Origin of the sequence: Barnesiella sp. An22, from assembly GCF_002159975.1 — a bacterium.
In the GTDB taxonomy this organism is placed as follows: domain Bacteria; phylum Bacteroidota; class Bacteroidia; order Bacteroidales; family Barnesiellaceae; genus Barnesiella; species Barnesiella merdigallinarum.
Window position 1 is genome coordinate 30,833 of record NZ_NFJR01000015.1, and the last position, 22,561, is coordinate 53,393.

25 protein-coding genes are annotated in these 22,561 nt (G+C 52.5%); 16 read left to right on the forward strand and 9 right to left on the reverse strand.

What is annotated here, in order from left to right; translation table 11 throughout:
- Positions 1-134: 134 nt before the first annotated feature.
- Genes rlmB through dnaN form a run of 6 tightly spaced genes read right to left on the reverse strand, consistent with a single transcriptional unit; the run spans position 135 to position 6,710 of the window.
- Positions 135-878, reverse strand: a complete 744-nt coding sequence (gene rlmB / locus B5F38_RS12050; protein WP_087409458.1) for a 23S rRNA (guanosine(2251)-2'-O)-methyltransferase RlmB — start codon at positions 876-878, stop codon at positions 135-137.
- A complete protein-coding gene (gene recN / locus B5F38_RS12055) occupies positions 865-2,547 on the reverse strand; it encodes a DNA repair protein RecN (RefSeq protein WP_087409459.1) in 1,683 nt (560 codons plus the stop codon). The genes rlmB and recN overlap by 14 nt, the downstream gene beginning before the upstream one ends.
- Before the next feature lie 16 nt (positions 2,548-2,563).
- Positions 2,564-3,460: a DUF4835 family protein gene (locus B5F38_RS12060; protein WP_087409460.1), complete on the reverse strand. Its 897-nt coding sequence runs from the start codon at positions 3,458-3,460 to the stop codon at positions 2,564-2,566.
- A 52-nt stretch (positions 3,461-3,512) separates the two neighbouring features.
- Positions 3,513-4,721 (reverse strand): bifunctional phosphopantothenoylcysteine decarboxylase/phosphopantothenate--cysteine ligase CoaBC, encoded by a 1,209-nt coding sequence (gene coaBC / locus B5F38_RS12065; RefSeq protein ID WP_087409461.1) that lies wholly within the window; start codon positions 4,719-4,721, stop codon positions 3,513-3,515.
- A 33-nt stretch (positions 4,722-4,754) separates the two neighbouring features.
- Positions 4,755-5,555, reverse strand: coding sequence for a 3'-5' exonuclease (locus B5F38_RS12070; protein WP_087409462.1), 801 nt, complete (start codon positions 5,553-5,555; stop codon positions 4,755-4,757).
- Between the two features lie 27 nt (positions 5,556-5,582).
- Entirely contained in the window at positions 5,583-6,710 is a 1,128-nt protein-coding gene (gene dnaN, locus B5F38_RS12075; protein ID WP_087409463.1) for a DNA polymerase III subunit beta, read from the reverse strand.
- 698 nt (positions 6,711-7,408) lie between these two features.
- Between dnaN and B5F38_RS12085 the strand changes: the two genes are divergently transcribed.
- From B5F38_RS12085 to B5F38_RS12165, 16 genes are all read left to right on the forward strand, one after another.
- Positions 7,409-8,239 (forward strand): DUF4121 family protein, encoded by an 831-nt coding sequence (locus B5F38_RS12085; protein WP_072544942.1) that lies wholly within the window; start codon positions 7,409-7,411, stop codon positions 8,237-8,239.
- A gap of 12 nt (positions 8,240-8,251) precedes the next feature.
- On the forward strand, positions 8,252-9,193 hold the full coding sequence (locus B5F38_RS12090) for a hypothetical protein (RefSeq protein WP_087409464.1): 942 nt from the start codon (positions 8,252-8,254) through the stop codon (positions 9,191-9,193).
- A gap of 80 nt (positions 9,194-9,273) precedes the next feature.
- Positions 9,274-12,276: an N-6 DNA methylase gene (locus tag B5F38_RS12095; RefSeq protein WP_087409465.1), complete on the forward strand. Its 3,003-nt coding sequence runs from the start codon at positions 9,274-9,276 to the stop codon at positions 12,274-12,276.
- 224 nt (positions 12,277-12,500) lie between these two features.
- Positions 12,501-12,992: a hypothetical protein gene (locus tag B5F38_RS12105; protein ID WP_087409466.1), complete on the forward strand. Its 492-nt coding sequence runs from the start codon at positions 12,501-12,503 to the stop codon at positions 12,990-12,992.
- Between the two features lie 12 nt (positions 12,993-13,004).
- Complete coding sequence (locus B5F38_RS12110) at positions 13,005-13,316, forward strand: hypothetical protein (protein ID WP_087409467.1); 312 nt, start codon at positions 13,005-13,007, stop codon at positions 13,314-13,316.
- Between the two features lie 68 nt (positions 13,317-13,384).
- On the forward strand, positions 13,385-14,317 hold the full coding sequence (locus B5F38_RS12115) for a hypothetical protein (protein ID WP_087409468.1): 933 nt from the start codon (positions 13,385-13,387) through the stop codon (positions 14,315-14,317).
- A gap of 31 nt (positions 14,318-14,348) precedes the next feature.
- A complete protein-coding gene (locus tag B5F38_RS12120) occupies positions 14,349-14,837 on the forward strand; it encodes a DUF4313 domain-containing protein (RefSeq protein WP_055300435.1) in 489 nt (162 codons plus the stop codon).
- Between the two features lie 39 nt (positions 14,838-14,876).
- The gene (locus tag B5F38_RS12125; RefSeq protein WP_055300436.1) at positions 14,877-15,458 is read left to right on the forward strand and encodes a hypothetical protein; all 582 of its coding nucleotides are present in this window, start codon (positions 14,877-14,879) and stop codon (positions 15,456-15,458) included.
- Between the two features lie 13 nt (positions 15,459-15,471).
- Positions 15,472-15,702, forward strand: a complete 231-nt coding sequence (locus B5F38_RS12130; protein ID WP_055300459.1) for a hypothetical protein — start codon at positions 15,472-15,474, stop codon at positions 15,700-15,702.
- Positions 15,703-15,712: 10 nt separating this feature from the next.
- On the forward strand, positions 15,713-16,309 hold the full coding sequence (locus B5F38_RS12135; protein WP_072545499.1) for a hypothetical protein: 597 nt from the start codon (positions 15,713-15,715) through the stop codon (positions 16,307-16,309).
- Positions 16,310-16,320: 11 nt separating this feature from the next.
- Positions 16,321-16,530 carry a hypothetical protein gene (locus B5F38_RS12140; protein WP_087409469.1) on the forward strand — a complete coding sequence of 70 codons (210 nt, stop codon included), beginning with the start codon at positions 16,321-16,323 and terminating at the stop codon, positions 16,528-16,530.
- Positions 16,531-16,540: 10 nt separating this feature from the next.
- The gene (locus B5F38_RS12145) at positions 16,541-17,611 is read left to right on the forward strand and encodes an LPD29 domain-containing protein (protein WP_032944375.1); all 1,071 of its coding nucleotides are present in this window, start codon (positions 16,541-16,543) and stop codon (positions 17,609-17,611) included.
- Positions 17,608-17,955 carry a hypothetical protein gene (locus tag B5F38_RS12150; RefSeq protein ID WP_025279130.1) on the forward strand — a complete coding sequence of 116 codons (348 nt, stop codon included), beginning with the start codon at positions 17,608-17,610 and terminating at the stop codon, positions 17,953-17,955. Before B5F38_RS12145 ends, B5F38_RS12150 begins: the two co-directional genes overlap by 4 nt.
- Positions 17,956-18,218: 263 nt before the next feature.
- The gene (locus tag B5F38_RS12155; protein ID WP_055172636.1) at positions 18,219-18,509 is read left to right on the forward strand and encodes a DUF4120 family protein; all 291 of its coding nucleotides are present in this window, start codon (positions 18,219-18,221) and stop codon (positions 18,507-18,509) included.
- A 44-nt stretch (positions 18,510-18,553) separates the two neighbouring features.
- Complete coding sequence (locus B5F38_RS12160; RefSeq protein WP_055172638.1) at positions 18,554-19,477, forward strand: hypothetical protein; 924 nt, start codon at positions 18,554-18,556, stop codon at positions 19,475-19,477.
- A 117-nt stretch (positions 19,478-19,594) separates the two neighbouring features.
- A complete protein-coding gene (locus B5F38_RS12165) occupies positions 19,595-20,659 on the forward strand; it encodes a DUF1848 domain-containing protein (protein ID WP_087409470.1) in 1,065 nt (354 codons plus the stop codon).
- A 57-nt stretch (positions 20,660-20,716) separates the two neighbouring features.
- Here B5F38_RS12165 and B5F38_RS12170 read toward each other — a convergent pair whose 3' ends face one another.
- From B5F38_RS12170 to B5F38_RS12180, 3 genes are all read right to left on the reverse strand, one after another.
- On the reverse strand, positions 20,717-21,229 hold the full coding sequence (locus B5F38_RS12170) for a glycoside hydrolase (protein ID WP_087409471.1): 513 nt from the start codon (positions 21,227-21,229) through the stop codon (positions 20,717-20,719).
- Between the two features lie 13 nt (positions 21,230-21,242).
- Positions 21,243-21,746 carry a DUF3872 domain-containing protein gene (locus B5F38_RS12175; protein WP_087409472.1) on the reverse strand — a complete coding sequence of 168 codons (504 nt, stop codon included), beginning with the start codon at positions 21,744-21,746 and terminating at the stop codon, positions 21,243-21,245.
- 33 nt (positions 21,747-21,779) lie between these two features.
- Positions 21,780-22,561 (reverse strand): toprim domain-containing protein (locus B5F38_RS12180; RefSeq protein WP_087409476.1); only part of this gene is annotated, 782 nt, incomplete at its 5' end.

Here is a 22,561-nt window from a genome sequence, read left to right on the forward strand (position 1 = left end):
GAGCAGTTCGAAATCCTTCTCCTCTACCTAATAGTTTTTCAAAAACAAGTCTCGTATCTCTTCTCGAATCGGTTGCATCTTGTATAAAATTACTGGTATCTACTATACTGTCTTTTATTCCGGGAGCATCGGTCCTAAACCTCGGACATCCGCTGCCGCACCACTTCGTACATCATCACCCCGGCTGCTACCGAGACGTTGAGCGACCCGATATTTCCCACCTGGGGAATGGCTACCATCTCGTCGCACAGGCGCAGGTTGTCGGGGTCGACACCGGTATCCTCGGCCCCCATGACCAGTGCCACGGGCAGCGTGTAGTCGGCCCGGGTGTAGTTGAGGGCGGCCTTCTCCGACGCGGCTACGACCTGTATGCCGCTATCCTTGAGGTAACGGATGGCACTGTGTATCGACCGCTCGCGGCATACGGGAATGTGCAGCAGGGCACCAGCCGAGGTCTTCACGGCATCGGCGTTGACACTGACGCTGCCCCGCTCGGGCACCACAATGGCATCGACGCCGGTGCACTCGCAGGTGCGGGCTATGGCGCCGAAGTTGCGCACGTCGGTCACCCCGTCGAGCAGCACGATGAAGGGCACCTTACCCTCCTCGAAGAGGGTGGGCACGATGTCGCCCAGCCGCTGGTAGGCAATCGACGAGATGAAGGCGACCACCCCCTGATGGTTCTTGCGGGTGATGCGGTTGAGCCGCTCGACCGGCACCCGCTGTACCAGGAAGCCACGCCCCTTAATCAGGTCGAAAAGCTCCTTGGCCAGGTCGCCCTGCAGCTCTTTGCGTATCAGAATCTTGTCTATCTCCTTACCGGCTTCGATGGCCTCGATAACGGCCCGAATGCCAAATATCATTTCATTCTTTTCCATTGTTCTGTTCGTTACGGTTCAACAATTCGCGGGCGTTGTCGAGGGCCGCAGCCGTGAGCGACGAGCCGCTCAGCATGCGGGCAATCTCCTCGACCCGCTCGCTATCGGTAAGGCGCACCAGATGGGTGGCCGTAGCGGTGGCGGTGTCGCTCTTGTAGACGCGGTAGTGCGTCTGTCCCCACGCAGCCACCTGGGGCAGGTGGGTGATGCTGATGACCTGCATGCAGCGGGACATCTCGCGCATGATGCGGGCCATCTTGTCGGCAATCTCGCCCGAGACCCCGGTATCTACCTCGTCGAACACGATGGTAGGCAGGGCCATGGCGTGTGCTACCAACGCCTTGAGCGAGAGCATCAGTCGCGAAATTTCACCGCCCGAGGCAACCTCCGACACGGGTTGCAGGGGCTGGTTCTTGTTGGCCGAGAAGAGGAACCGGATGGCGTCGCCGCCCGTCTCGTCGAACTGCGGTCGGGTCGAAACCTCTATCTCGAATTGCAGGTGAGGCATACCCAACGGTTTGACCCGCTCGGTGAGAGTGCTCGAGATGTTGGCGGCCGACTGCCGGCGCACCCGGGTGAGCTGCTCGGCCAGGTTGCGCACCTGGCTCTCGGCCTCGTCGACCTCGTGCTTGAGGGCAGCCAGCTCTTCGTCGTAGTTTTCGATGCGGGTGAGCCGCTCGGCAAACGAGTCGCGCAGGGCCAGCAGCTCGGCGGCACTGGCGAGGCGATGCTTCTGTTGCAGCGAATAGTAGGTGTCGAGCCGGTTCTCGACCCAGGCCAGCCGCTCGGGGTCCATGTTGAGGTTCTCTTGCGAACGGTCTACAGTCGAGGCAATATCCTTGAGGTCGATGTAGTCCGACTCGAGGCGCCCCGCCCACTCGTCCACCTCGGGATAGAGGCGCGAGAGGGCCCGCATGCGCGAGAGGGTGGCATTGAGCAACGACACGACGCCGGTCTCCTCGGCGTGCAGAAATTCCTGCAGCACGGCCAGCTCGTTCTTGATCTCCTCGGCATGCTGCAGCGTCTGCAACTCGACCTCGAGCTCCTCCTGCTCACCCTCCTGCAGATGGGCCTCATCGAGTTGGGCCAACTGATAGCGCAGGTAGTCCTCCTCTTCGCGTCCCGAGCGATTCTCCTCCTGCAGGCGGGTATAGGCCTGCAACCGCTCGCGCCACCGGCGGTAGTGCTCGCGGTAGTCGGCCAGCAGAGCGGCATCGCCGGCCATGGTATCGACCACCCGCAGTTGAAACCGCGAGTCGGCCAGCAGCATGTTCTGGTGCTGCGAATGTATGTCGATGAGCTGTTCGCCCAAGGTTTTCAGTTGAGCCAACGACACGGGCGTATCGTTGATGAAGGCTCGCGATTTGCCCGAGGGCAGAATCTCGCGGCGCAAGATGCACTCGCCCTCGTCGTAGTCGAGCTCGTTCTCGTCGAAGAAATCGCGCAGGTGATACGATGCGATGTCGAACACCCCCTCGATCACAGCCTTCTCGTCGCTGCGACGCAACGACTTGAGGTCGGCCCGCTGGCCGAGTATCAGCGACAGAGCCCCCAGAATAATCGACTTGCCGGCTCCCGTCTCACCCGTAATGACCGAGAAACCGGCCGAGAAGTCGATGTGGAGCTCGTCGATGAGCGTATAGTTGGAGACACTCAGTTTCTTTATCATAATTGCGTTTCTCTCTTTATTCAGTCTGTTTAATCTTGTCGAGAATGGTTCTATCGGTGGGATACATACCGGTGAGTATATCGTAGACGGTCTCCTTCTCCGAAGTGGGAGCTTTGGAATAGACATTCACCAGTTCGTCGAGTTTGGCATCGCGGAAGAGGGTAATCACCACCGACATGGGCGAAGCCTCGTAGACCTTCTGCAACTGTTGCAGCGACTCGGTAATCTTGGCCCGTCCCTTGTCTACACTCAGAGCCATCTCGTCGAGGCCGCCACGGTGATAGTCGTACCACAACTGGCGGAACCCGGCCGTGCTCTGCTCGACAAAGGCCGACAGCAGTGCGTGTCGGTTGCGGTTGTCCTCAAAGGCTTTCCAACCGGTCTCCATCGACGATTGCCCCAGGTTGACCACCTGGCGAGCCAACTCGTAGAAGGGGGTCCCGCCCATGGGCGAGAAGCTGTCGAAGTCGACCCCGAGAATCATATAGACATAGAAGTTGATGACGGCCGTGAGGTTGCTCTCGATACTGGTTTCGGAGAAGACCAGCGGCTCGTACTCCTGATAATTGAACTCGACCTGCGTATCCTTGAAGTTGATCAGCGTCGTGGTGTAGGAGCTGTTGTAGACCGGACGGCGCGACTGCACCTGCAACTCGCACACAAAGCGGTTGTCGGCATACTCCTTGACGGTAAAGAGCATCGAGCAGTCTATCCGTTCGACGGGCGAAATTTGTGCCGTAGACCATTTACGGTCATTGATGTACTCGGTAATGGCCTCCTTGAGGGTGGTAAACACCTCCTTGTTCGTGCCCTGTATCTGGTCGCTGTTCACCTCGACACGGCAGTTCAGTTCCTGGGCTACCGACAGGAAGGGACAAAGGAGGAGCAGCACATACAAGAGATTTCTTTTCATATTCTCATCGTTTGAAACAGGGTTACGCAAATGGTTTCCGACCCGCAGCCCGTCAATGGCTGTCGGTCAGATAGCGGGCCAGGATGTCCACAATATCGGCGGCCACCTCGGTCTTGAGCTTGCAGGGAATCTCGACCGGCTCGCCCTCGCGCCCGATGACGGTCACCTTGTTGGTGTCGCAACGGAATCCGGCGCCTGCGTCGCGCAGCGAATTGAGCACGATGAAGTCGAGATTTTTCTTTTCCATCTTCAGGCGGGCGTTGCTCTCCTCGTCGTTGGTCTCGAGGGCAAAACCTACCAGGCACTGCCCGGGGCGCTTGCGGCGACCCAACTCGGCAGCGATGTCGGGGTTGGGTTTGAGGCGCAACACACGCTCGTCGCCGCTCCGTTTCAGCTTCACGTCGCTCACCGTTTCGGGAGCGTAGTCGGCCACAGCGGCACACATGATGGCGGCATCGGCCCGGTCGTAGGCATCGACGGCGGCCCGGTACATCTCGGCAGCCGACTCCACATCGACCCGATGTATCGACGCATGCGAGGTCGTCAGGCTCACCGGCCCGGCCACGAGAGTCACTTCGGCTCCGGCTTCGGCACAGGCCTCGGCCAGGGCAAAACCCATCTTGCCCGACGAGTAGTTGCCGATGAATCGCACCGGGTCTATCTTTTCGTAGGTGGGCCCGGCCGTCACAAGTACCCGCTTTCCGGCCAGCGGCTGCGGGCGGTCAAAGAACCGGTCGAGCACGGCCACAATCTGCTCGGGCTCTTCCATGCGGCCCTTGCCGGTGAGGTGGCTGGCCAGCTCGCCGGTTGCCGGCTCGATGATGTGGTTGCCATAGGAGCGCAACAGCTCGAGGTTGTGCCGGGTCGACGGATGGGCATACATATCGAGGTCCATGGCCGGAGCCACAAACACCGGCGCCTTGCACGACAGGTAGGTGGTCACGAGCATGTTGTCGGCTATGCCGTGGGCCATCTTGCCGATGGTCGAGGCCGTAGCGGGGGCTACAATCATGGCATCGGCCCACAGGCCCAGGTCTACGTGGCTGTGCCACTCGCCGGTATTGGCGGTAAAAAATTCGCTCACCACAGGCTTCCCGCTCAACGACGAGAGGGTGACGGGTGTGATAAACTCTTTGCCCGCAGGGGTCATCACCACCTGCACCTCGGCGCCCTGCTTGATGAACAACCGCAGCAGATAGGCGGCTTTGTAGGCAGCGATGCTGCCCGTAATACCCAGTATGATATGTTTGCCTTTCAACATAGTTTCGAATCTTTGGAGAGAGACCCGGGCACCTCAGAAGCGACGGCGTGCGCGGGTGTATATCTCGGTAATCACATTCTTGGTATTCAGGGGGAAATCGCCCTGCATCATCCAACTGTAATAGCTGGGCTCGAGCTGGAACACCTCCTCGACCGAACGCCCCTTGTACTTGCCGAAATTGAATACCGGCACATCGTGCTCGTTGAGAATGATGCGGCCCGAGAAATCGACGTTGCGGTTTTGGGTCGAGAACGATACCCACGAGTCGATGTCGTTAGTGAGGTATTTTCCCTCATACTCGTCTTTCACCGCCTCGGTATAGCGGTCGAGCTGCGCCTTGAAGACCTCGTAGGTGGCCCGGGTATCGGCCAGAGCCGAATGGGCATCGACCAGCGGCGCGCCACAATAGAACTTGTAGGCGGCCTTGAGGGTGCGGGGTTCCATGATGTGGTAGATGGTCTGCACGTCGACGAACTTGCGTTTCGAGATGTCGAGATTGACGCCGGCCCGCAGCAGCTCTTCGATAAGGAAAGGCACATCGAAGCGGTTGGAATTGAACCCGGCAATATCGGCCCCCTCGAACACCTTGGCGATGTTGCGGGCTACCTCCTTGAAAAGAGGCTTGTCGGCCACCATCTCGTCGGTAATGTGATGCACCGCCGTCGAAGCGGGCGGAATGGGCATGCCGGGGTTGACAAATATGTCTTTCTCTTCCACCTCGCCATTAGGGAACACCTTGACATAGGCCAGTTCAATAATGCGGTCGGTGGTAATATTGGTACCCGTCGTCTCCAGGTCGAAGAAGACGAGCGGGTTCTTCAAGTTCAGTTGCATGATTTACTGTTCAATAGCTTGGGTTGATTAAAAATCGCTGAGCATCATGGGCATCAACAGCATGAGCAGGTCTTCGTTCTCCTTGTTCTCCAGCGGTACGATGATACCGGCACGGGTGGGATCGGAGAGCTCGACCAGCACCTCGGTAGAGGGGATATTGTTGAGTATCTCGATGAGGAACGACGCCTTGAAGCCGATGGTGAGGTCGTCGCCTGTGTAGTTGCAGGCCACCTTCTCCTCGGCCGAGATGGAGTAGTCTTTGTTTTCGGTCGACACGAGCAGCTCGCCGTTCTTCAGCTGCAGCTTGGCCAGACCCAAAGCGGCATCGGCAAATACCGACACACGACGCAGCACATTCACAAACAGGGAGCGGTCGATGATGAGTCGGTTGGTATTGTTGGTAGGGATTACCGAGTTGTAGTTGGGATAGTGCCCCTCGATAAGGCGGCAGTTGAGTACGAAATCGGAGAGCTTGAAGCAGGCATTCTTCGAATCGAACGAGAGCTCTACGTTGCCGTTCTCCTTGGGCAGAATCGACTTCAACAGATTGGCCGGTTTCTTGGGCAGGATAAACGAGGCACGCACCCCGGGAGCCACGGCCTGATTTTTGAAGCGTACCAGCTTGTGAGTATCGGAAGCCACGAACGAAATACTGTCTTCGAAGATGTCGAGATAGATACCGTTCATAATGGGGCGCAACTCGTCTTCGGCCGTGGCAAACAGCGTGCAGCCTATGCCGCCGAGCAGCTGTTGCGCATCGAGCGAGAGGGTTACGGCCGAGGTATCCATCGGCATCTTGGTGGGATATTCGTCGCCATTCACGCCGATAAAGTTGTAACGGCCATTCTGGAAATAGAGGAAAATTTCCAGATTATTGTCGTCGATTTCGAAAGTCAGCGGTTGGTCGGGCAACTCTTTGAGGGGTTCGAGCAAGATTTTGGCATTCACGGCAAAGACGCCTTCGCCCTCGGCCTCCATCACGTCGATAGCCGTAGTCATGGTGGTCTCCTGGTCCGATGCGGTCATCGAGAGGCGCGTGCCCTCGAGGCGGAACAGGAAGTTGTCGAGGATAGCCATCGAGTTTTTCGAGTTAATTACCCGGCTGATAGTCTGCAAATGTGATAGCAACAAGGTGCTGGATACGATAAATTTCATAGATATATCTTTTTGTTTATTTGTTTCTTAGCCTGTTTTCCCTGCAAAAGGACAGCGCCCTGCAGGCCCGAGCAGGCGAACCGCCGTCAGGCCGAACGGTTCCCCATCTCTTTAACGAACAAATGTAATGAAAATTTTTGGCTCGACCGACTAATTCGCAAGAATAAATGAATAAGTTATCAACACCGTTATACCCGCCCTGCCCGAAATGCTTTTCACCCCCTCGACCGTTCATTTTTCGAATATTATCGTTATATTTGTTGTAATCAGGTAGGTTTTATTTGACTATCAACAGATTGGATAAAACTCGCACGAGAACGGGCAATGGATAAGAAAAAGCCGGACTGTTCCGAACCGCCATATTTCTCATGCTTTCAAATAACTCTTTATCTCACTTGCAAAGATAACATTTCTTTCTGAAAAGGCCATATAAACGGCTGCAATCTTACGGAATAAAAACATATCGGGAAAAACGAGCATACCGTAGCCGAGTCCCCATAACCACAGGCAAAGGTAATTCGTGTTCTTCCCGTACAAGCAAGGCCAAGCCCTTCGGGTTCGTGGAAAAAATCATCCTCGCCCCGGAGGGCTTGCGGTATTTTTTCCCGAAGCCTTGCATGTACGGAACACGACCTTTTTAGGCCTGTAGTTATGGGAACTCCGGCCCCAGAAGCCGGACTAACAAAAAATCAAATGTTATGTTACAGGCAACAAAGAACAAGTACACGGTGGAAACACTCAAACCACTGAACATTCTGTACGATCATGAACACTGGCTGACACAGCAGGACGTGGATATGGCCAACGGCTATGTGGAACTGATAGAAAGGACACGCTCGGAAAAGACTCCACAGATAGGTGACAGACTCATCTATGTGGACAGATACGGGAAATATTACGGCAATGCCCTTATTGAAAACAATGATGAAGAGAGCGGTCGGATTTCCATCTGTGAAGAACCTTATATTCCCTTTGTATGGGAGCAGGACGCCAATATCCGGCTGAGCGTCAGCGGAGGGGCCTTCCACCATATTGACCCCAAGCAATTGAAATTCGTCAGATGGACGGAAGGTGCATTCAAGGACTGGGGAAACTGCGGAGCGTGTGCCAACGGTGCCGTCACATTCACGGCAAAAGTACCGTTATGGTCCTATTCCGAACCTGATCCGCTCTACGGTGATTTCACCACGGAAACATGGAGACAATATTATTTGACCAAGGACACGGGTCCGGACGCACGCAACCTGTACCAGGGCTACGACATAGCTTTCAGGACCGAAGAGAACTTCCGGCAGTTCCTGAAGGACTATGAAGGGACTGTGTTCAAGGGCAACTGGGAAAACCAGATCGTACTCTGGTGTTTCCGACATGAAAACCGGTTCCTGCCGCAGCACGAATGGGACAAGATAGATGCCCCGGCCATGGAACGGCGTCTCAACTTCCATCCCGAACAGGTCAAGCTGGTCAAGGACATGGACAGCCACATCACCTACTGTTACCGTATCAAACCCGAAATTGACAATCTCTAAAACAATACAGTTATGCAGACAACAGCAACAAGAACAGCAGGCAGCCACACTGACCTGCTTACAGGTATCCTGAACGTGCAAGTAAGGAACGAGGACAAGATTACAGAACAGGACCGGCAGTATTGCCAGCTACAGCAGGACCAGCTCTACAGGACACTTGACCGTATCGACCGATGGTATGACATCTTCAAGGAAGAAGCGGAACGGTATCGGGAAATCAAGAGCTTCAAGTATGAGGATAACGGTAAGGTCTCCATACGGAATTTCTATTTCAACAACAGCGGGGAGGATGACTATACCCACAACGAATTCAAACCGTTTGACCTCATCAACGAGCTTGCGGACAACAACTGCAATGCCAACGCGAATTTCGCGAGTCGCATCATTTCCTATTTCAACAGGACCTACAATGTAGATGTACCCATTCCTGTAATCGACGAGAAGGCCATGCGCATGGGATTCCGTCCGGTCTACCAGACTTACGTGGACATGGTCATCGAACACCTCGGCGGAAAAAGTTTCCGTGAGACCGCAGAGGAAGAACTGCTGGCCCGTTTCCTGAAAACGGTACAGCCTTCCCGCTGGAGCAAGGTGAAGCCCGAACTGAAAAAGGACAAGATAACTTTCCCTGACATCGTATCCTGGGACAGCATCCATCTGGAATACCACAAGGAATATGAGTTCTCGTATGACTGCGGAAGGAAAGTGGACATTTTCTGCGAAGGTATCGCATACGGGGCAGATGACGTGATAAACGGTTCAAGCGGTATGGTCATCGGCCTTGACAGACGCGATGTGGATATAACCGAATGGTACAACCTCACCCTGAGCAACGCAGAACAGATCAAGTTCTATAAGAACGGACGCATCGACGTACGCTTCAAGGACAGCCAGGCCGCAGAGTACTGCTACAGAAGGCTGCGGCTGGATGAAATCACACTCAGAGAAGAGTGATTCATGAAATACTTATTCAGACACCCCGTAAGACATCCTTGCGGGGTGTCTCCGTTTCCAACCATTAAAAAAGAAAAGACATGTATGCCATCATACCCCAACAGATTCCCCAGGACAGGCGTGCCGAGATCAACGAGAAAATCCTTTTCGCCATAGACTCGGGCAAGGACCTCGTTCCGAAGGAAAGCATCTACAACTGCTACACGGGAATCGGAGGACTGCACAACCTCAGACAGTCGGATTTCACCAGCTACCATGAATACGCCGAGGCCAAGAAGGAATTCGAGATGGGACAGTTCTTCACCCCGCACGACATATGCCGGAGCATGGTGGAGACCCTTTCTCCGACATCGGCGGAAATGGTACTTGACATGTGCTGCGGCATGGGCAACTTCTTCAACCATCTGCCCAACCTGCACAATGCCTACGGATTCGACATTGACGGCAAGGCGGTGGCCGTTGCCAGATACCTCTACCCGGAAGCTCATATCGAGAAATGCGACATACAGCTGTACAATCCCGAACAGCGTTTCGACATCATTGTCGGAAATCCGCCCTTTAACCTGAAATTTGATTACAGGCTGTCGCAGGAATTCTACATGGACAAGGCCTATGACGTGCTCAACCCTGCCGGAATCCTGATGGTCATCGTCCCTCTCTCCTTCATGCAGAACGAGTTCTGGGAAAAGACACGCGTGGCGAAAATCAACTCGAATTTCTCCTTCATCGGCCAGACCAGGCTGGAACATTCAGCCTTCTCTACGGTGGGCGTGCAGAATTTCGCAACAAAAATCATGGTATTCCTCCGCCGTTCCCTCCATATTGAAATGCAGCCCTACAACGCGGAAGAGTTTGTCAGCATGGATGAGCTGAAGAAACGCATAGCCGAAGTGCGGAAAATGAAACACCGGCTGCGCCTCCAGCTGATGCGGGAAACCAACCGGATAGACCGTGAGGAGCTGGAAGCGTTCGAGTACAGACTTGCCAAGTACATGTACGAGCTGAAGGCCCATGCCGTGCTGAACAGGCATGTCGAAAAGGCGGAGGCGCTGGTGTCCAAATTCCGCAACCAGAAACCGCCGGAAAATGCCACCCGGGAACAGATAAAGGAATGGGAACGCAAGAAACTGACCACCGGCAAGGTTCTCGGCATCATCCGCAGGTACATCACCTCGCAGAACGTGGTGCCGCGCAAGGAAGTGGCATTAGTGAAGACATCCTACGGCTTCAAGCTGAAGCAATATGCCCCGCGTCTGCTTGACAAGGTCACGCACAAGGCCGCAGGCATCAACGACCTCATACTCGGAAGGGCCGAACTCCCGATGCCGGAAAACGTCACAGAAAAGAACATGCGGCAGATCCGTGCCGCCAGTAAACTGATACGGCGCAAACAGAGGCAATACGAGACCCAGAATCTCCAGTTTGCGGATATGCGGGAAGATGCCGGCCTGAAGGAATACCTGGACCGCACCACATTCATCAACAAGGACGGTGAAGTCTGCGAATTCACGGACTTGCAGAAACACGACCTGAACCTCGTGTTGCAGAAACGCTACGCCCTGCTGAACTGGCAGCAGGGTTCAGGCAAGACTGCCGCCGTCTATCACAGGGCGAAATACCTGCTCAAGTTCAGAAAGGCAAAGAACGTCATCATACTTGCCCCAGCCATCGCCACCAACATGACCTGGATACCGTTCCTTACCATAAACAAGGAACGCTTCCGTACAATACAGACCGCCGGCGACCTCAACAACATACCGGAAGGGACATTCCTTGTCGTCTCCACCTCCATGCTCCGGAAACTGAAAAGAGGACTGATGCGTTTCGTGAAACGCACTTCCGGCAAGCTGTGCCTTGTCTTCGACGAGTCGGACGAAATCACCAATCCCACATCGCAGCGTACAAGAAACATCCTGTGCATATTCAGGAGGCTCAGGTACAAGATCCTCGACACGGGAACAACCACCCGCAACAACATCGCGGAACTGTACAGCCAGTTCGAACTACTCTACAACAACTCCGTAAACATGATATGCTGGAGCCCGCAGGTCTACCACGAAAACAGGGACCACGAGATAGAGGAAGAGAACAACCCGGATTACGGAACACCGTTCCCCGCCTTCAGGGGGCATGTCCTTTTCCGTGCCTGCCACTGTCCGGGGAAAGCCACTGTATTCGGCATCGAGAAACAGAACCAGGACGTGTACAACAAGGACGAACTCTCCGAACTTATCGGCAAGACGGTCATCACGCGTAAATTCAGGGACTTCGCAGGAGAGAAATACCGGGTACGTACGCATACCGTCCGCCCCTCGGAAGGAGAACACGAGGTGTACCGTGTCATCATCGAGGAGTTCTGCCGCATCTGCGAACTGTACTACAACAGCACGGGAGACACGAAAAAGGATGCGGGGCTGAGACTCATGAGGCAGATCAAGCTGCTTATCAAGGCCTGTTCGGTCCCGCACCTGATAGAGGGATATTACGGCGACGAATATCCCTCCAAGACCCGCTATATCGAAAGGCTCGTGAGGACAATACCGGGCAAAGTGGCCATCGGGTGCACCACGCTGGCGGCCTTCGACCTCTACGAGAGCTATATCCGGGCACATTTCCCCGACAGGCCGGTATTCGTGGTCAAGGGAGACGTGGCCTTCAGGAAACGTCAGAAAATCGTGACGGAGTTCGACTCCACCATCAACGGTATCCTGATATGCACGCAGCAGAGCCTGAGCAGCTCGGTGAACATACCTACCTGCAATGACGTGATACTGGAATCCCTGCAATGGAACATCCCACGTATGGAGCAGTTCTATTTCCGTTTCATCCGTCTGGACTCCAGAGAGATGAAGAACGTCCATTACGTCACCTATGAAGACTCGGTCGAACAGAACCTGATGGCCTTGGTGCTGACCAAGGAGCGTCTGAACGAGTTCATCAAGACGGGTGAGGTAAAGGAGCAGTCCGAGATCTTCGAGGAGTTCGACATCACGATGTCCGTCATAGACAGCCTGCTTGTCCGCACGCAGGACAGCGAAGGCAAGATACACATCAGCTGGGGAAGCCAGCGAATAACAGAATGAACATGAACCGTATGGAGATGCCCGGAAGTCCCATTCCCACCGACAAAGGTAGTCCGCGTCCAGCTCGGCTGAGCAAGGTCATGCCGCAGGCGGTTTTCGGGAAAATCATCCTTGCCGGTGGCTGCGGTATTTCCCCGAAAAACCCAGCACAGCCGGGATACGGCACCTTTGGGGAGTCGGAGGAATGGAACCCCCGGGCTCCATATACATAACAGGAAAAGAATATGGATCTGAACAATGCAGAGGTTGCCGTGACCACACAGCATCTCATGGACATAAAGGATTACAGGGACTACTGGCTGCACCTGTCCGACTACAGCGGCATGAGCGAGTTCCTGTGTGCCTGTTCCGACCTGTTCCCCGGGGAAAAGGAACCGGAATACCGGTATCCCAGATGGGAGAACATCCCGGACACGCTGATCAGCCGTGAATGGCTCTGTCCCAACTTCTTCGAGATCAGGGACGCCCTTGAAAGGCTCGAAGAGGAAGAAACGGAGTTTTTCATAAACTGGAGCAGGCATTACGGCTATGACATCACCACGGATGACCCGCACATGATGGTATCACATTACCACGACCTGTACGGGGACACCGTCACGGAAGCTGAAGAAGACGCGGACACAGGAGAAGACGCCCTGATATACACGGGGGTATCGAGCTGCTACTGCGACACGCTTCCCTTCCGGTACGAAATATTTGATGACAATTATGACTAAAAGACAAAAGATATGGAAATCAACTTCAAAGGACCTGTAATGCCCATCGACCCGTATTCGCAGCTGGCATTCGTGGAGATACTGAACATCATTTTGACGGCAGGACACATCGTGGACGTGAACCGCTCCCTCATAAGCAGGAACGTCAATCCGCAGTTCGGTTCGCTGTCAGGCTATTTCAGATGGTCGTTCGCCGGAGACCGCTTCACGCTCTGGCAACGCACGGACTACAATTCAACGCTGTGTTTCAACCACAGGATACTCGACCTGCCTTTCGGTGTCCTGGCAGCGAACGGCAACGGGAAAGAGACAAAAACAAACTGAAAGAGAGACAACAGAAAAATAAACACATGTACGGGAAACGGAATCCTGCCGTACACAGGTAACGGAATATGGGAGAACAAAAAAGACTGACCATGGAATTCGTGAAATCGCTTATGGACAAGTCCTACACGCTGGTGTGGGTGGGCTACAACGACAACTTCGACAACTGCCATGACACCATTCAGAAGTGTCTGGAAGAAAGGAGTTGTGAAAGTCTATGGGAGAAAGTGGACGAGTGGTACGATGACGCGGAATGGGAAGCAGTCCATGAAATCGTCTCAAAGCTGAAGAATGAATGCTCCGGCTCCCACGGCTTTGAAGAAGAGGAGGTGGAAGAGTTCTTCGAGGAACATGAGGAAGAAATCAGGGAGGAAATCTACAACCGAAACGATTCAGACATCTTGAAAGAACTGATTAAGAACACGGATGACATTCCCGTGCGTGTCGAGATGCTCTCCAACTACGACTGCATCAATTCCAACTGGCTGGAATCGCAGGAAGGTTACCGGTACAAGGAGTCCTATTTCGGGGACATGGTCGATGCCCTGAATCTCAATCCTGCCAAGGTGAAGAAAGTTTTGGTGGAGAATGGTTACACGGTGTACGGTCGTTTCCCCGACAAAAAATACAGGGACGGCAAGGAACAGATATCCTACGAACAATTCTACCAGGAACTCATTAACTCCTGTTGTGGTGCCAACCTGCTGACCTATATCGGCAAGGTAAGCCTGACGGAACTCTATGACGCTGGATTCTCGCTCGGGGAAGTCATTATTCCCAAAGGCAACTGCTGCGGCATATTCAGCTCCATGTACGGTGGGGGAAGTCTCCTGGAGATGGAGCTCAAAAAGGATATCAGGCTGAAGCTGGAAGTCAGGGACTATCACGGATTCCGCTTCCGTCTTGACAGCGAGAACTCAAAATATGAATGCTCCATCAAGCATGTGTACGGGGTATGCGATTCCTTCTTCGGAGAAAAGATAGGTCTTGTCGCTTCATAAATCAAGTATGGTCACTTAAAGATATCAAATCATGGAAAAGAAATATGCAATCATCCTATTCAAGGGAAAAGAATACCTGTGCGGACACGAAGACGGCTGCCATTACGATGTGTCCTGCCCGGTGAGGACATTCACTGAAGGAGAAGACGACTTCAAAATTCAGGAATCCGGAAAAGACCGTTCAGAAAAGACATTCCGATATCATGGAAAGGAATTCAGGCTTGTCACCGGCTTCTACCCGAACGGATGGCCGGTTCTGAGTCTGGAATCACCGGACAACGGGGAACTATACACGGTACTTACCGTCAATCTGGAAGACTCCCCGGCATTCGGGATTCCCGACCAGGCATTCATTGACATAAACAACAATCCGGAAGCGATGGAATTCCTCATAAGGAACAGCCTTGCCGAAGATACGGGATACAGACGCAAAAGCGGATGGGTGGAATACCCGATGGCCAAACTGAACCTGGCTGAACTGTACCGGTTGTCACCGGAATCGTTCGAGAACCAAGAATAAGAATCAACAATAGAAATCATTAACCAAATCATAGGAATTATGGCAAAGTACGAAGTAAGAGTAAGGTACGCCTTCGAGGGTACCTACAAGGTCGTTGCGGAAGACCGCGACGAGGCGGAAAGAATTGTAACAGAAGACTGCGGTCTGGTATTGGGCGGAAACATCCACACTACCCGCGATGATGACGAGGTGACAGACTGGAGATTCGGCAGTCACCCTGACATGCAGATCCTTTCTTTCAGGGAACGGGTTGGCAAAGGCAAGGTCAGATACACGTCCATGTGTTTCAGCGACAGGATTGAAGAACTGAGAAAGGACATAATCGAAGCCATCAGGCAACTGCTCGATGCGCACGGCCTGAAAAAAATCACGTTTACCGACAACGAAAAAGACCCTGTATGGATTATCTGGTTTGACGATAATGCAGAACCATACGAGTGTTATGTTACAGGAATTGAGGTTACTGACAAGCACATTACCGTGTTGGCAACAATAAAGGACAGTATGGAAGAGGTTTTCTGTCAGAGTCCTTTCGAACTCGGAGCCAGCAACATTGATTGGCTTAATCAAATGTACGAAGCAGTAAGGCTTCAACTTGAAAATACAAAAGGAAACTCTTGAAACGAAAGACAATATGGCAACAAAAATCAATATGGACAGATACGTCTGGGAAGGATGGACTGTCGGAGCGTTCATCAGGGAACTGGCCCCGCAGGTGGAAATGATCATGAGCGGGCAAAGCTGGAGGGAACCTTTCAGGAACAAACAGGAACTGGCGGACTGGTGCAGGGACAACCAACCCTATTACAAGAAAAGGATCCCTGAAGTGAACAGCCATTTTGCAAGGATGTATAACCTTAAATAAAAACAACATTATGAAATATCAAGCGGAAAATGCAGTCTCCAGCTTCTTCTACTATATGTGGAATGCCTGGTGCGAGGAAGAGTGCAGGACAGTATTCAAGGAAATGCACCCACACTTTTGGGAAAAATGGTCTCTGATGACGGACAAGGGAATATTCGGAGCCGCTGAACGGTTCTATGCGGAACTGACGGACCGTTACAGGGAAAAGCTGGTGGAACGGGCCGTCAGCCTGTATGACGGCAAAGCCAGACGCAAACACCCGGACGATTCCGAAATCAAGGTGTGCAATGATTGCGGTTCAACGGAGATTGAAATCCAGGCATGGGTGGATGTAAACACGAATGAATACCACAGTGACGTGGACGATGACATCTGGTGTTCCCGGTGTGAGGACAATGTGGAGACCTGCTCCAAACAATCCTTTCTGGAAAAGATGCAGGAATGGTGGAAATCCAACAGCACCGATAACCTTGAATACCTGACCGGATTCAAGACATCCGATTTCCCTTCAGCCAATTCCGGACAGACATTCGCCGAGGCCGCCGACGAATGGTGGAACGGCAAAAACTATGACGAGAAGAGGAACATATACCTGACAAACAATTAAAGACAACGGCTATGGCACGGAACATCATTGACCTGATCTGCAACTCATGCAGTTGCGGCAAGGAAGAGGCACAGGAATACCTGGACGACGAGATAAGAAACCTGCAGGAACTTCAGAAAGACAACGACCTGAGAAGCGAAGACTTCGAAATCGCGTGCAGCAACCTCGGACTCGACCAGGACTGGCAGATATATTTCATCAACCGTCTTGCGGGACTTTAATATCTACACTATGACTTATTTTCAGAACATACACTCACTGGCGGAGCTGAAAAAAGAATACCGCCGTCTGGCAATGCTTCACCACCCGGACAAGGGTGGTGACACTGCCCTCATGCAGCAGGTGAATACCGAATTCGGAAAGCTGTTCGAGGTCTGGAAAGACAAGCCTTGCGTTTCCACAACCCCGACAGGCTACGAACACGACTTTCAGGATGCCACCGCAAAGGAATACACCGAATACGTGTACAATGAATACCGCTGGAAAGGGCGCAACTACAACGGGCAGTCCGCGCCGGAAATCACGGAACTGGTCAGGGCATGGCTCAAGGAGACCTATCCGAGATACACCTTCTCGGTCCGCAGGGACGGATACAACTCAATCCTTATCCGGCTGATGAAAGCGGACTTCGAGGCTTTCACCAGAGAATCCGGCAAGGTACAGGGAGACATCAACCACTACAACATCCAGGCATCGGACAGTCTGACCGACCGGGCCAAGGAGGTGATGACAAACGTCAGGGATTTTGTGATGTCATACAATTTCGATGAAAGCGACCCCATGACCGACTATTTCCACACCAACTTCTACCTCACGCTCGGAATCGGCAGCTACAGACAGCCGTACCGGATGGAACTGCCGAAGATTACGGGAAAAGACACTCCTGAAGTGTTCAGGTATCCTGAAGGACCTGCACACAAGGCTATGCGACAGGCACTGGGCAAGGCGCGTTTCGGCTTCATCGAGAGCCGGAAGCATATCGGGGAAATGATACTCGGAGAAGACTTTTACGGCTCACAGGGAGAACATTATTTCTGGCCCAAGGAGTATTCAAGCGCGAAGACGGCACAGAAACGCATCGGAAAACTGGAGGCAGCCGGAATGCACTGCGAACTGACAGGCTGCAACGGCGGATACATACGCCTGCTCGGATATACTCCGGAGACGGAAAGCAGTCTGGAACGGGAAAGGCAGGAATATGCCACGGCATACCGGAAGTGGGTGTCAGAACACGGCATATCCCCAAATACGGGAACAGTACACCAGAACATTTCAAATCCAATCAGACAGATACAATTATGACAAACAGGGAAATTATCAGAGAACTGAAACGCTGCGGCTACAGCCGGGTGGACATTGATACGGACAGTAGAGCCGCAAAGACTTTCTACACCTACCGTGGCGGGCTTCATATCAACGGTACGGAAGATCTGTCATTCCATATCGTACCGCCACAGGACAGTCTCGGACTGGGACGGTTTGCAATATGCGCCACCCGTAACGGGGAAAGCTCACAGCTGGGGACAGACCAAGCCCCGTTCTTTTTCCGGTGGCTGCTTGCCTTCCTCAAAGGTGAGAGAAAAGAGAAAGAGATAATAGATGAAATAATCTACAAAGCGGATTCACATGAAAACGGCACAATTTAGCCATAAACCTAATAACACAGATATAAGTTTGATGACCCTGAATTTTTATTTTCCTCCCTGCAAAGGTAGTCCCGTGTCCAACGTACCCGGACAAGGTCAGGCCCCTATGGGGTTGGCTGAAAGAAAATCATCCTCGCCGATGGCTGCGGTATTTTCTTTCGCCAAACCTTGCGGGTACGGTCACGGGACAGTCAGGCAGGTGAAAAATAAAAAATACCGGCTCCCGGAGCCGGACGTGTTTAACAGATAAAATACAATGAGTCATGAAAATCCTGAATGAAGAACATTTCCAGAATGTAAAGCGTTACGCCGAATCCATCGGTGACACATCACTCCAGAATTGTCTGGACAGACTGAAAAAATGGGAGGAGAATCCAGACCATCCAAGCGAAATCTCGCTCTATTATGATCATGCCCCGTACTCGTTCGGCTTCACGCAACGCTATCCAGACGGAAGCATCGGCATTGTAGGCGGTCTGCTCTATCACGGAATACCCGACCAATCCTTTGCCGTGACACTTGAACCGTTCCACGGATGGCAGATACATACCTAAAAAAAATAGACAATCATAGTATTAACTTTATAAAATTCAAGATTATGGAAGCAATGGCAGTATTGGAAAAACAACAGCAGTTTGATTTTCAGAACAACGGAATCGAAGTAATGAACTTCGAGACTCTCCAGCGTACCTACAAGGAGAATGATATCTACGGCAAGCCAGTCCAGGGCATTTATCACTACCAGGTCCTGCAGCGTATGATGGACATTTGCGAGAAGTACAACCTCGATTACGAGGTGGAAGAAATCTTTGCGGCACAGAACAGGAACAAGACACAGCCGGGAGTGAGCATTCTCCCGCAGGTGGAACAGACACTTGGTGAAAAAGCAGTGGAAGCCCACATCCTCCGACGCATCTTCGCTACCATCCGGATCAAGGACTGGGAAACGGACGAGCTGACAACTACGCTGGTTGTCGCCTATCATCAGGACGGCATACAGGCTGCCATAGGCCCGTGCGTGAAAGTATGCCATAACCAGTGTATCCTCTCGCCGGAAAGGAGCATCTGCAATTACGGAAAGAACAAGGTGACAACGGAAGGGGTATTCGAGACGGTGGACGGATGGCTGGCAAACTTCGAGGTGAACATGAACGAGGACATCGCAAGGATTCAGCGACTGAAACGCAGAATCGTCTCACTGGAGGAAGTGTATATGTATATCGGGCTGCTGACAGCATTGCGTGTCTCCCATGACAGTTCGGACAGGAACCTGTCATCCTCCGTGGAAACCTACCCACTGAACCAGAGCCAGATTTCCATCTTCACGGAAGAGGTGCTGAAACTGGTCCGCGAAAAGGGACAGGTTACCGCTTGGGACTTGTATAATGTAGCGACTGAGATATATAAGCCGGGCAGAACGGATTTCCCGGCACTGATTCCGCAGAACGGAGCAATGGCGGAACTCCTACTTTCCCGTCTGCCCTCAGAGGTGGAAATACAGGATGCCGTTCTGGTAGGCTGAACAGCTACAGAATGAAATATTCATATTATTTTTGCATAGAAACAAACCAATGACATATCAACAACCCGGACAGGCGTTCATAACCGACGCCTGTCTTTACTATATAATCTTAACAATATGACTTGGAAAAAAGCAAATATCATCATAGACGGCCGAAAGATGGAAATCCCGGCCCCCGACATCATATCGGCAAGCCGCAGCACGGACATCCCGGCATTCTATGCGGACTGGTTCTTCCATCGGCTCGAAACCGGCTATTCCGTGTGGAACAACCCGTTCAACGGAAAAAAGAGCTATATCTCTTACCAGAATACAAGATTCATAGTGTTCTGGTCGAAAAATCCCAAACCTCTTCTTCCTTATCTGCCGATCCTGAAAGAAAGAGGTATCGGTTGCTATATCCAGTTCACTTTGAATGATTATGAGGAAGACGGACTGGAAACCGGTGTCCCTCCGCTGACAGAACGTATTGAAACATTCAGGACTCTTTCCGATATATTGGGCAAAGAAGCCGTAATATGGCGGTTCGATCCGCTGATACTCACAGACAACATATCCGTGGATACTCTGATTGAAAAGATCGAACGTGTAGGAACGGAGATACACAATTGTACGGAAAAGCTGGTTTTCAGTTTTGCAGACATAGACTCGTACAGAAAGGTCAAGGCCAACATGACAGACAGCGGAATCCCATATCATGAGTGGAATAAAGAAAAAATGGAGGAGCTTGCCGGAAAACTGACGGTACTGAACCGTAACAGAGGATGGAATCTGGAGCTGGCTACCTGCGGCGAAAATCTGGATCTTGGCAAATACAGGATATCCCGTAACCGCTGCATCGACGGTGACCTTATAGCACGTCTGGCATGGAAAGACAAGGAGCTGATGTCCGCATTGGGCGTCATCATACAGGAAATGCCGTCTCCAGCCTTTTTCGACATGAATGACCTTCCTTACGGTGCCGTGATTCTCCCTGGCAACAAATACTTCGTCAGCAATCACAAAAAGGATCCGGGACAACGCACCTCATGCGGATGTATGGCAGCCAAGGATATCGGGGAATACAATACCTGCCCCCATCTCTGCGAATACTGCTATGCAAATTCAAGTAAAAAATCGGCAATCATGAACTGGGAAATGCACCGGCAGAACCCTATGGCGGAAACGATAACCGGAAAGTAAAACAAAAGACGAGGAAGAAACTGACAGTCAAAAGACTGAAAGATTCTTCCTCATTTTTCATTCCTCAAAAAGCAGCATGTATTCCACCTTCCTTCTCCGTTCAATGCTCGGCACTACCTTGCCTTTGTAACACCGGAAAGAAACATACTCCTTATAGATATTCCGGTCTCCTGCCTCCAGTTTCTTCAACAATTTACTTTTGGGCATCTTGCCGTAACCTTTCAGACGGTATGCCCCGACATTATAGCTCAAAACAGCGGCAATCAGCGAATCACGTCCCAGGTAACTGAACATACGGCACAGCTTGCGTAAATCCGCTCTCAGGATTGAATCCCCCTGTTCTTTTGAAATGTCATTGGTCAGCCTTTCCCCGGGAAGGACCTTATGCCCGTACCCGACATAAGGCCAGTGTCTTTTTTCTCCATGCCAGCCCTCATAGCGCTTGATACACTCTACGGCAAGGCTGAACCTGTCCTGTTTCTCCTTTACCGGATTCTCCGCCCGCAACGGTATGCTCCCGAAGCAGGCTATGGCGAAAAACGCCGCAAACAATTTTGCTTTTATTCCCATAGGCAGGTCAGGTTCATTGTGATACGATAACGACAGGTAATTCCTTGCCGCCGGAAGTAACCACGGTATCCTCGTCCTCCGTCTCGTTGTTGAAATCGAAGGTCAGCTGGAAAAGCTGTGCCGGCTCGCTGTTATCCTCAAAATAGATGTCGATACTCTGCTGGTCTTCACACTCTGAGGTGTAATAAAGACGGAACACCTCCCTGTCCAGAGGATAACGGTCGTTGGGCAGCAGCACCATCCCGTCATCCATGCGCAGTTTACCTTCGCCGTCCGGCTGGAAATAGCGGATGGTATAGCGGGCGTCGGAGAACCGTCCTTCCCGTTTCAGTTCACAGCGTATTTCCACGGTCTCGCCTTTCACGATACGCTTGGGTACAGGCATCGTCTCCACCTTAAAGGGATAGGACTGCTGCACGTCAAGGTCATCGCTGCACGAGGTCAATATACTGAAGGTCATGCCCATCAGGGCGCATACAAGGGCAAACAGCCCTTTCTTGTTCATAATCGGTTTCATATTCATTTCTTGTTTTAACGGTTTATAAAATAATTACTGTTCAGGCGGAAAATTGCTTTCCAGATATTCGTTCAGGTCCTTGCATCCGGCATACAGGTCGGAACAGTCGTCAATCCTGTCACCGTAGCGTTTCCGAAGGACGGCCAGTGTCCTTTTTCCGGCATCGTCATTGTCCAGGTAGCACCGGATCCTCCCGTAATTGTCCAGAAAAGGGAACGAACGTTCAAGCAGGGCCACCGAATTGAGGACCAGATAATCCTCACCGCGGCTGATGCCGAGTACCTTCCATGAAAGAAAGTCGATAAAGCCCTCAAAAAGGTTGCAGGTAAGCGATCCGTTGCGGATGACGGAGATGTCCTTGGGCGGCAGGCACCATTTCATGAACCTGGTCCGCAGCTCATAGCCTCCGCCCATGTTCCTGAAGCCGACGGCGAAATACCGCTTGCCGTACAGCCGGAACCGTACTTCCTCGCACTCTGCACGGGCAATTTCCGCAGGTATGCCGCGTCCCTTCAGATAGCCGAGCAGGGCATTACAGCGCAAGGGACCGCAAACCACCTCCTCGAAGCGGGAAGGCTCTTTGCGCTTTTCTGTCCTGACACTTTCCTTTTCTCTTTTCTGTCCGGCATATTCGGGGACTGTTCCTCCATATACTCCGGCGATGAACCTCGCCTGCGCCATGAAGCCGTCGCTTCCTGAAAGTTCCCCCGCAAGGGTGAAGATGTCGCCTCCATGCCCGGTGCCGAAGTCATGCCATACGCCCTTACGGGTGTTCACATGGAACGAAGGTGTCCTTTCCTCACGGCACGGGGAGA

What these genes read in the sequence shown, in the direction of transcription:
- rlmB (WP_087409458.1), bottom strand. Translation starts at nt 878, where the DNA reads ATGGAAAAGAATGAAATGATATTTGGCATTCGGGCCGTTATCGAGGCC.
- recN (WP_087409459.1), bottom strand. Translation starts at nt 2,547, where the DNA reads ATGATAAAGAAACTGAGTGTCTCCAACTATACGCTCATCGACGAGCTC.
- B5F38_RS12060 (WP_087409460.1), bottom strand. Translation starts at nt 3,460, where the DNA reads ATGAAAAGAAATCTCTTGTATGTGCTGCTCCTCCTTTGTCCCTTCCTG.
- coaBC (WP_087409461.1), bottom strand. Translation starts at nt 4,721, where the DNA reads ATGTTGAAAGGCAAACATATCATACTGGGTATTACGGGCAGCATCGCT.
- B5F38_RS12070 (WP_087409462.1), bottom strand. Translation starts at nt 5,555, where the DNA reads ATGCAACTGAACTTGAAGAACCCGCTCGTCTTCTTCGACCTGGAGACG.
- dnaN (WP_087409463.1), bottom strand. Translation starts at nt 6,710, where the DNA reads ATGAAATTTATCGTATCCAGCACCTTGTTGCTATCACATTTGCAGACT.
- B5F38_RS12085 (WP_072544942.1), top strand. Translation starts at nt 7,409, where the DNA reads ATGTTACAGGCAACAAAGAACAAGTACACGGTGGAAACACTCAAACCA.
- B5F38_RS12090 (WP_087409464.1), top strand. Translation starts at nt 8,252, where the DNA reads ATGCAGACAACAGCAACAAGAACAGCAGGCAGCCACACTGACCTGCTT.
- B5F38_RS12095 (WP_087409465.1), top strand. Translation starts at nt 9,274, where the DNA reads ATGTATGCCATCATACCCCAACAGATTCCCCAGGACAGGCGTGCCGAG.
- B5F38_RS12105 (WP_087409466.1), top strand. Translation starts at nt 12,501, where the DNA reads ATGGATCTGAACAATGCAGAGGTTGCCGTGACCACACAGCATCTCATG.
- B5F38_RS12110 (WP_087409467.1), top strand. Translation starts at nt 13,005, where the DNA reads ATGGAAATCAACTTCAAAGGACCTGTAATGCCCATCGACCCGTATTCG.
- B5F38_RS12115 (WP_087409468.1), top strand. Translation starts at nt 13,385, where the DNA reads ATGGGAGAACAAAAAAGACTGACCATGGAATTCGTGAAATCGCTTATG.
- B5F38_RS12120 (WP_055300435.1), top strand. Translation starts at nt 14,349, where the DNA reads ATGGAAAAGAAATATGCAATCATCCTATTCAAGGGAAAAGAATACCTG.
- B5F38_RS12125 (WP_055300436.1), top strand. Translation starts at nt 14,877, where the DNA reads ATGGCAAAGTACGAAGTAAGAGTAAGGTACGCCTTCGAGGGTACCTAC.
- B5F38_RS12130 (WP_055300459.1), top strand. Translation starts at nt 15,472, where the DNA reads ATGGCAACAAAAATCAATATGGACAGATACGTCTGGGAAGGATGGACT.
- B5F38_RS12135 (WP_072545499.1), top strand. Translation starts at nt 15,713, where the DNA reads ATGAAATATCAAGCGGAAAATGCAGTCTCCAGCTTCTTCTACTATATG.
- B5F38_RS12140 (WP_087409469.1), top strand. Translation starts at nt 16,321, where the DNA reads ATGGCACGGAACATCATTGACCTGATCTGCAACTCATGCAGTTGCGGC.
- B5F38_RS12145 (WP_032944375.1), top strand. Translation starts at nt 16,541, where the DNA reads ATGACTTATTTTCAGAACATACACTCACTGGCGGAGCTGAAAAAAGAA.
- B5F38_RS12150 (WP_025279130.1), top strand. Translation starts at nt 17,608, where the DNA reads ATGACAAACAGGGAAATTATCAGAGAACTGAAACGCTGCGGCTACAGC.
- B5F38_RS12155 (WP_055172636.1), top strand. Translation starts at nt 18,219, where the DNA reads ATGAAAATCCTGAATGAAGAACATTTCCAGAATGTAAAGCGTTACGCC.
- B5F38_RS12160 (WP_055172638.1), top strand. Translation starts at nt 18,554, where the DNA reads ATGGAAGCAATGGCAGTATTGGAAAAACAACAGCAGTTTGATTTTCAG.
- B5F38_RS12165 (WP_087409470.1), top strand. Translation starts at nt 19,595, where the DNA reads ATGACTTGGAAAAAAGCAAATATCATCATAGACGGCCGAAAGATGGAA.
- B5F38_RS12170 (WP_087409471.1), bottom strand. Translation starts at nt 21,229, where the DNA reads ATGGGAATAAAAGCAAAATTGTTTGCGGCGTTTTTCGCCATAGCCTGC.
- B5F38_RS12175 (WP_087409472.1), bottom strand. Translation starts at nt 21,746, where the DNA reads ATGAAACCGATTATGAACAAGAAAGGGCTGTTTGCCCTTGTATGCGCC.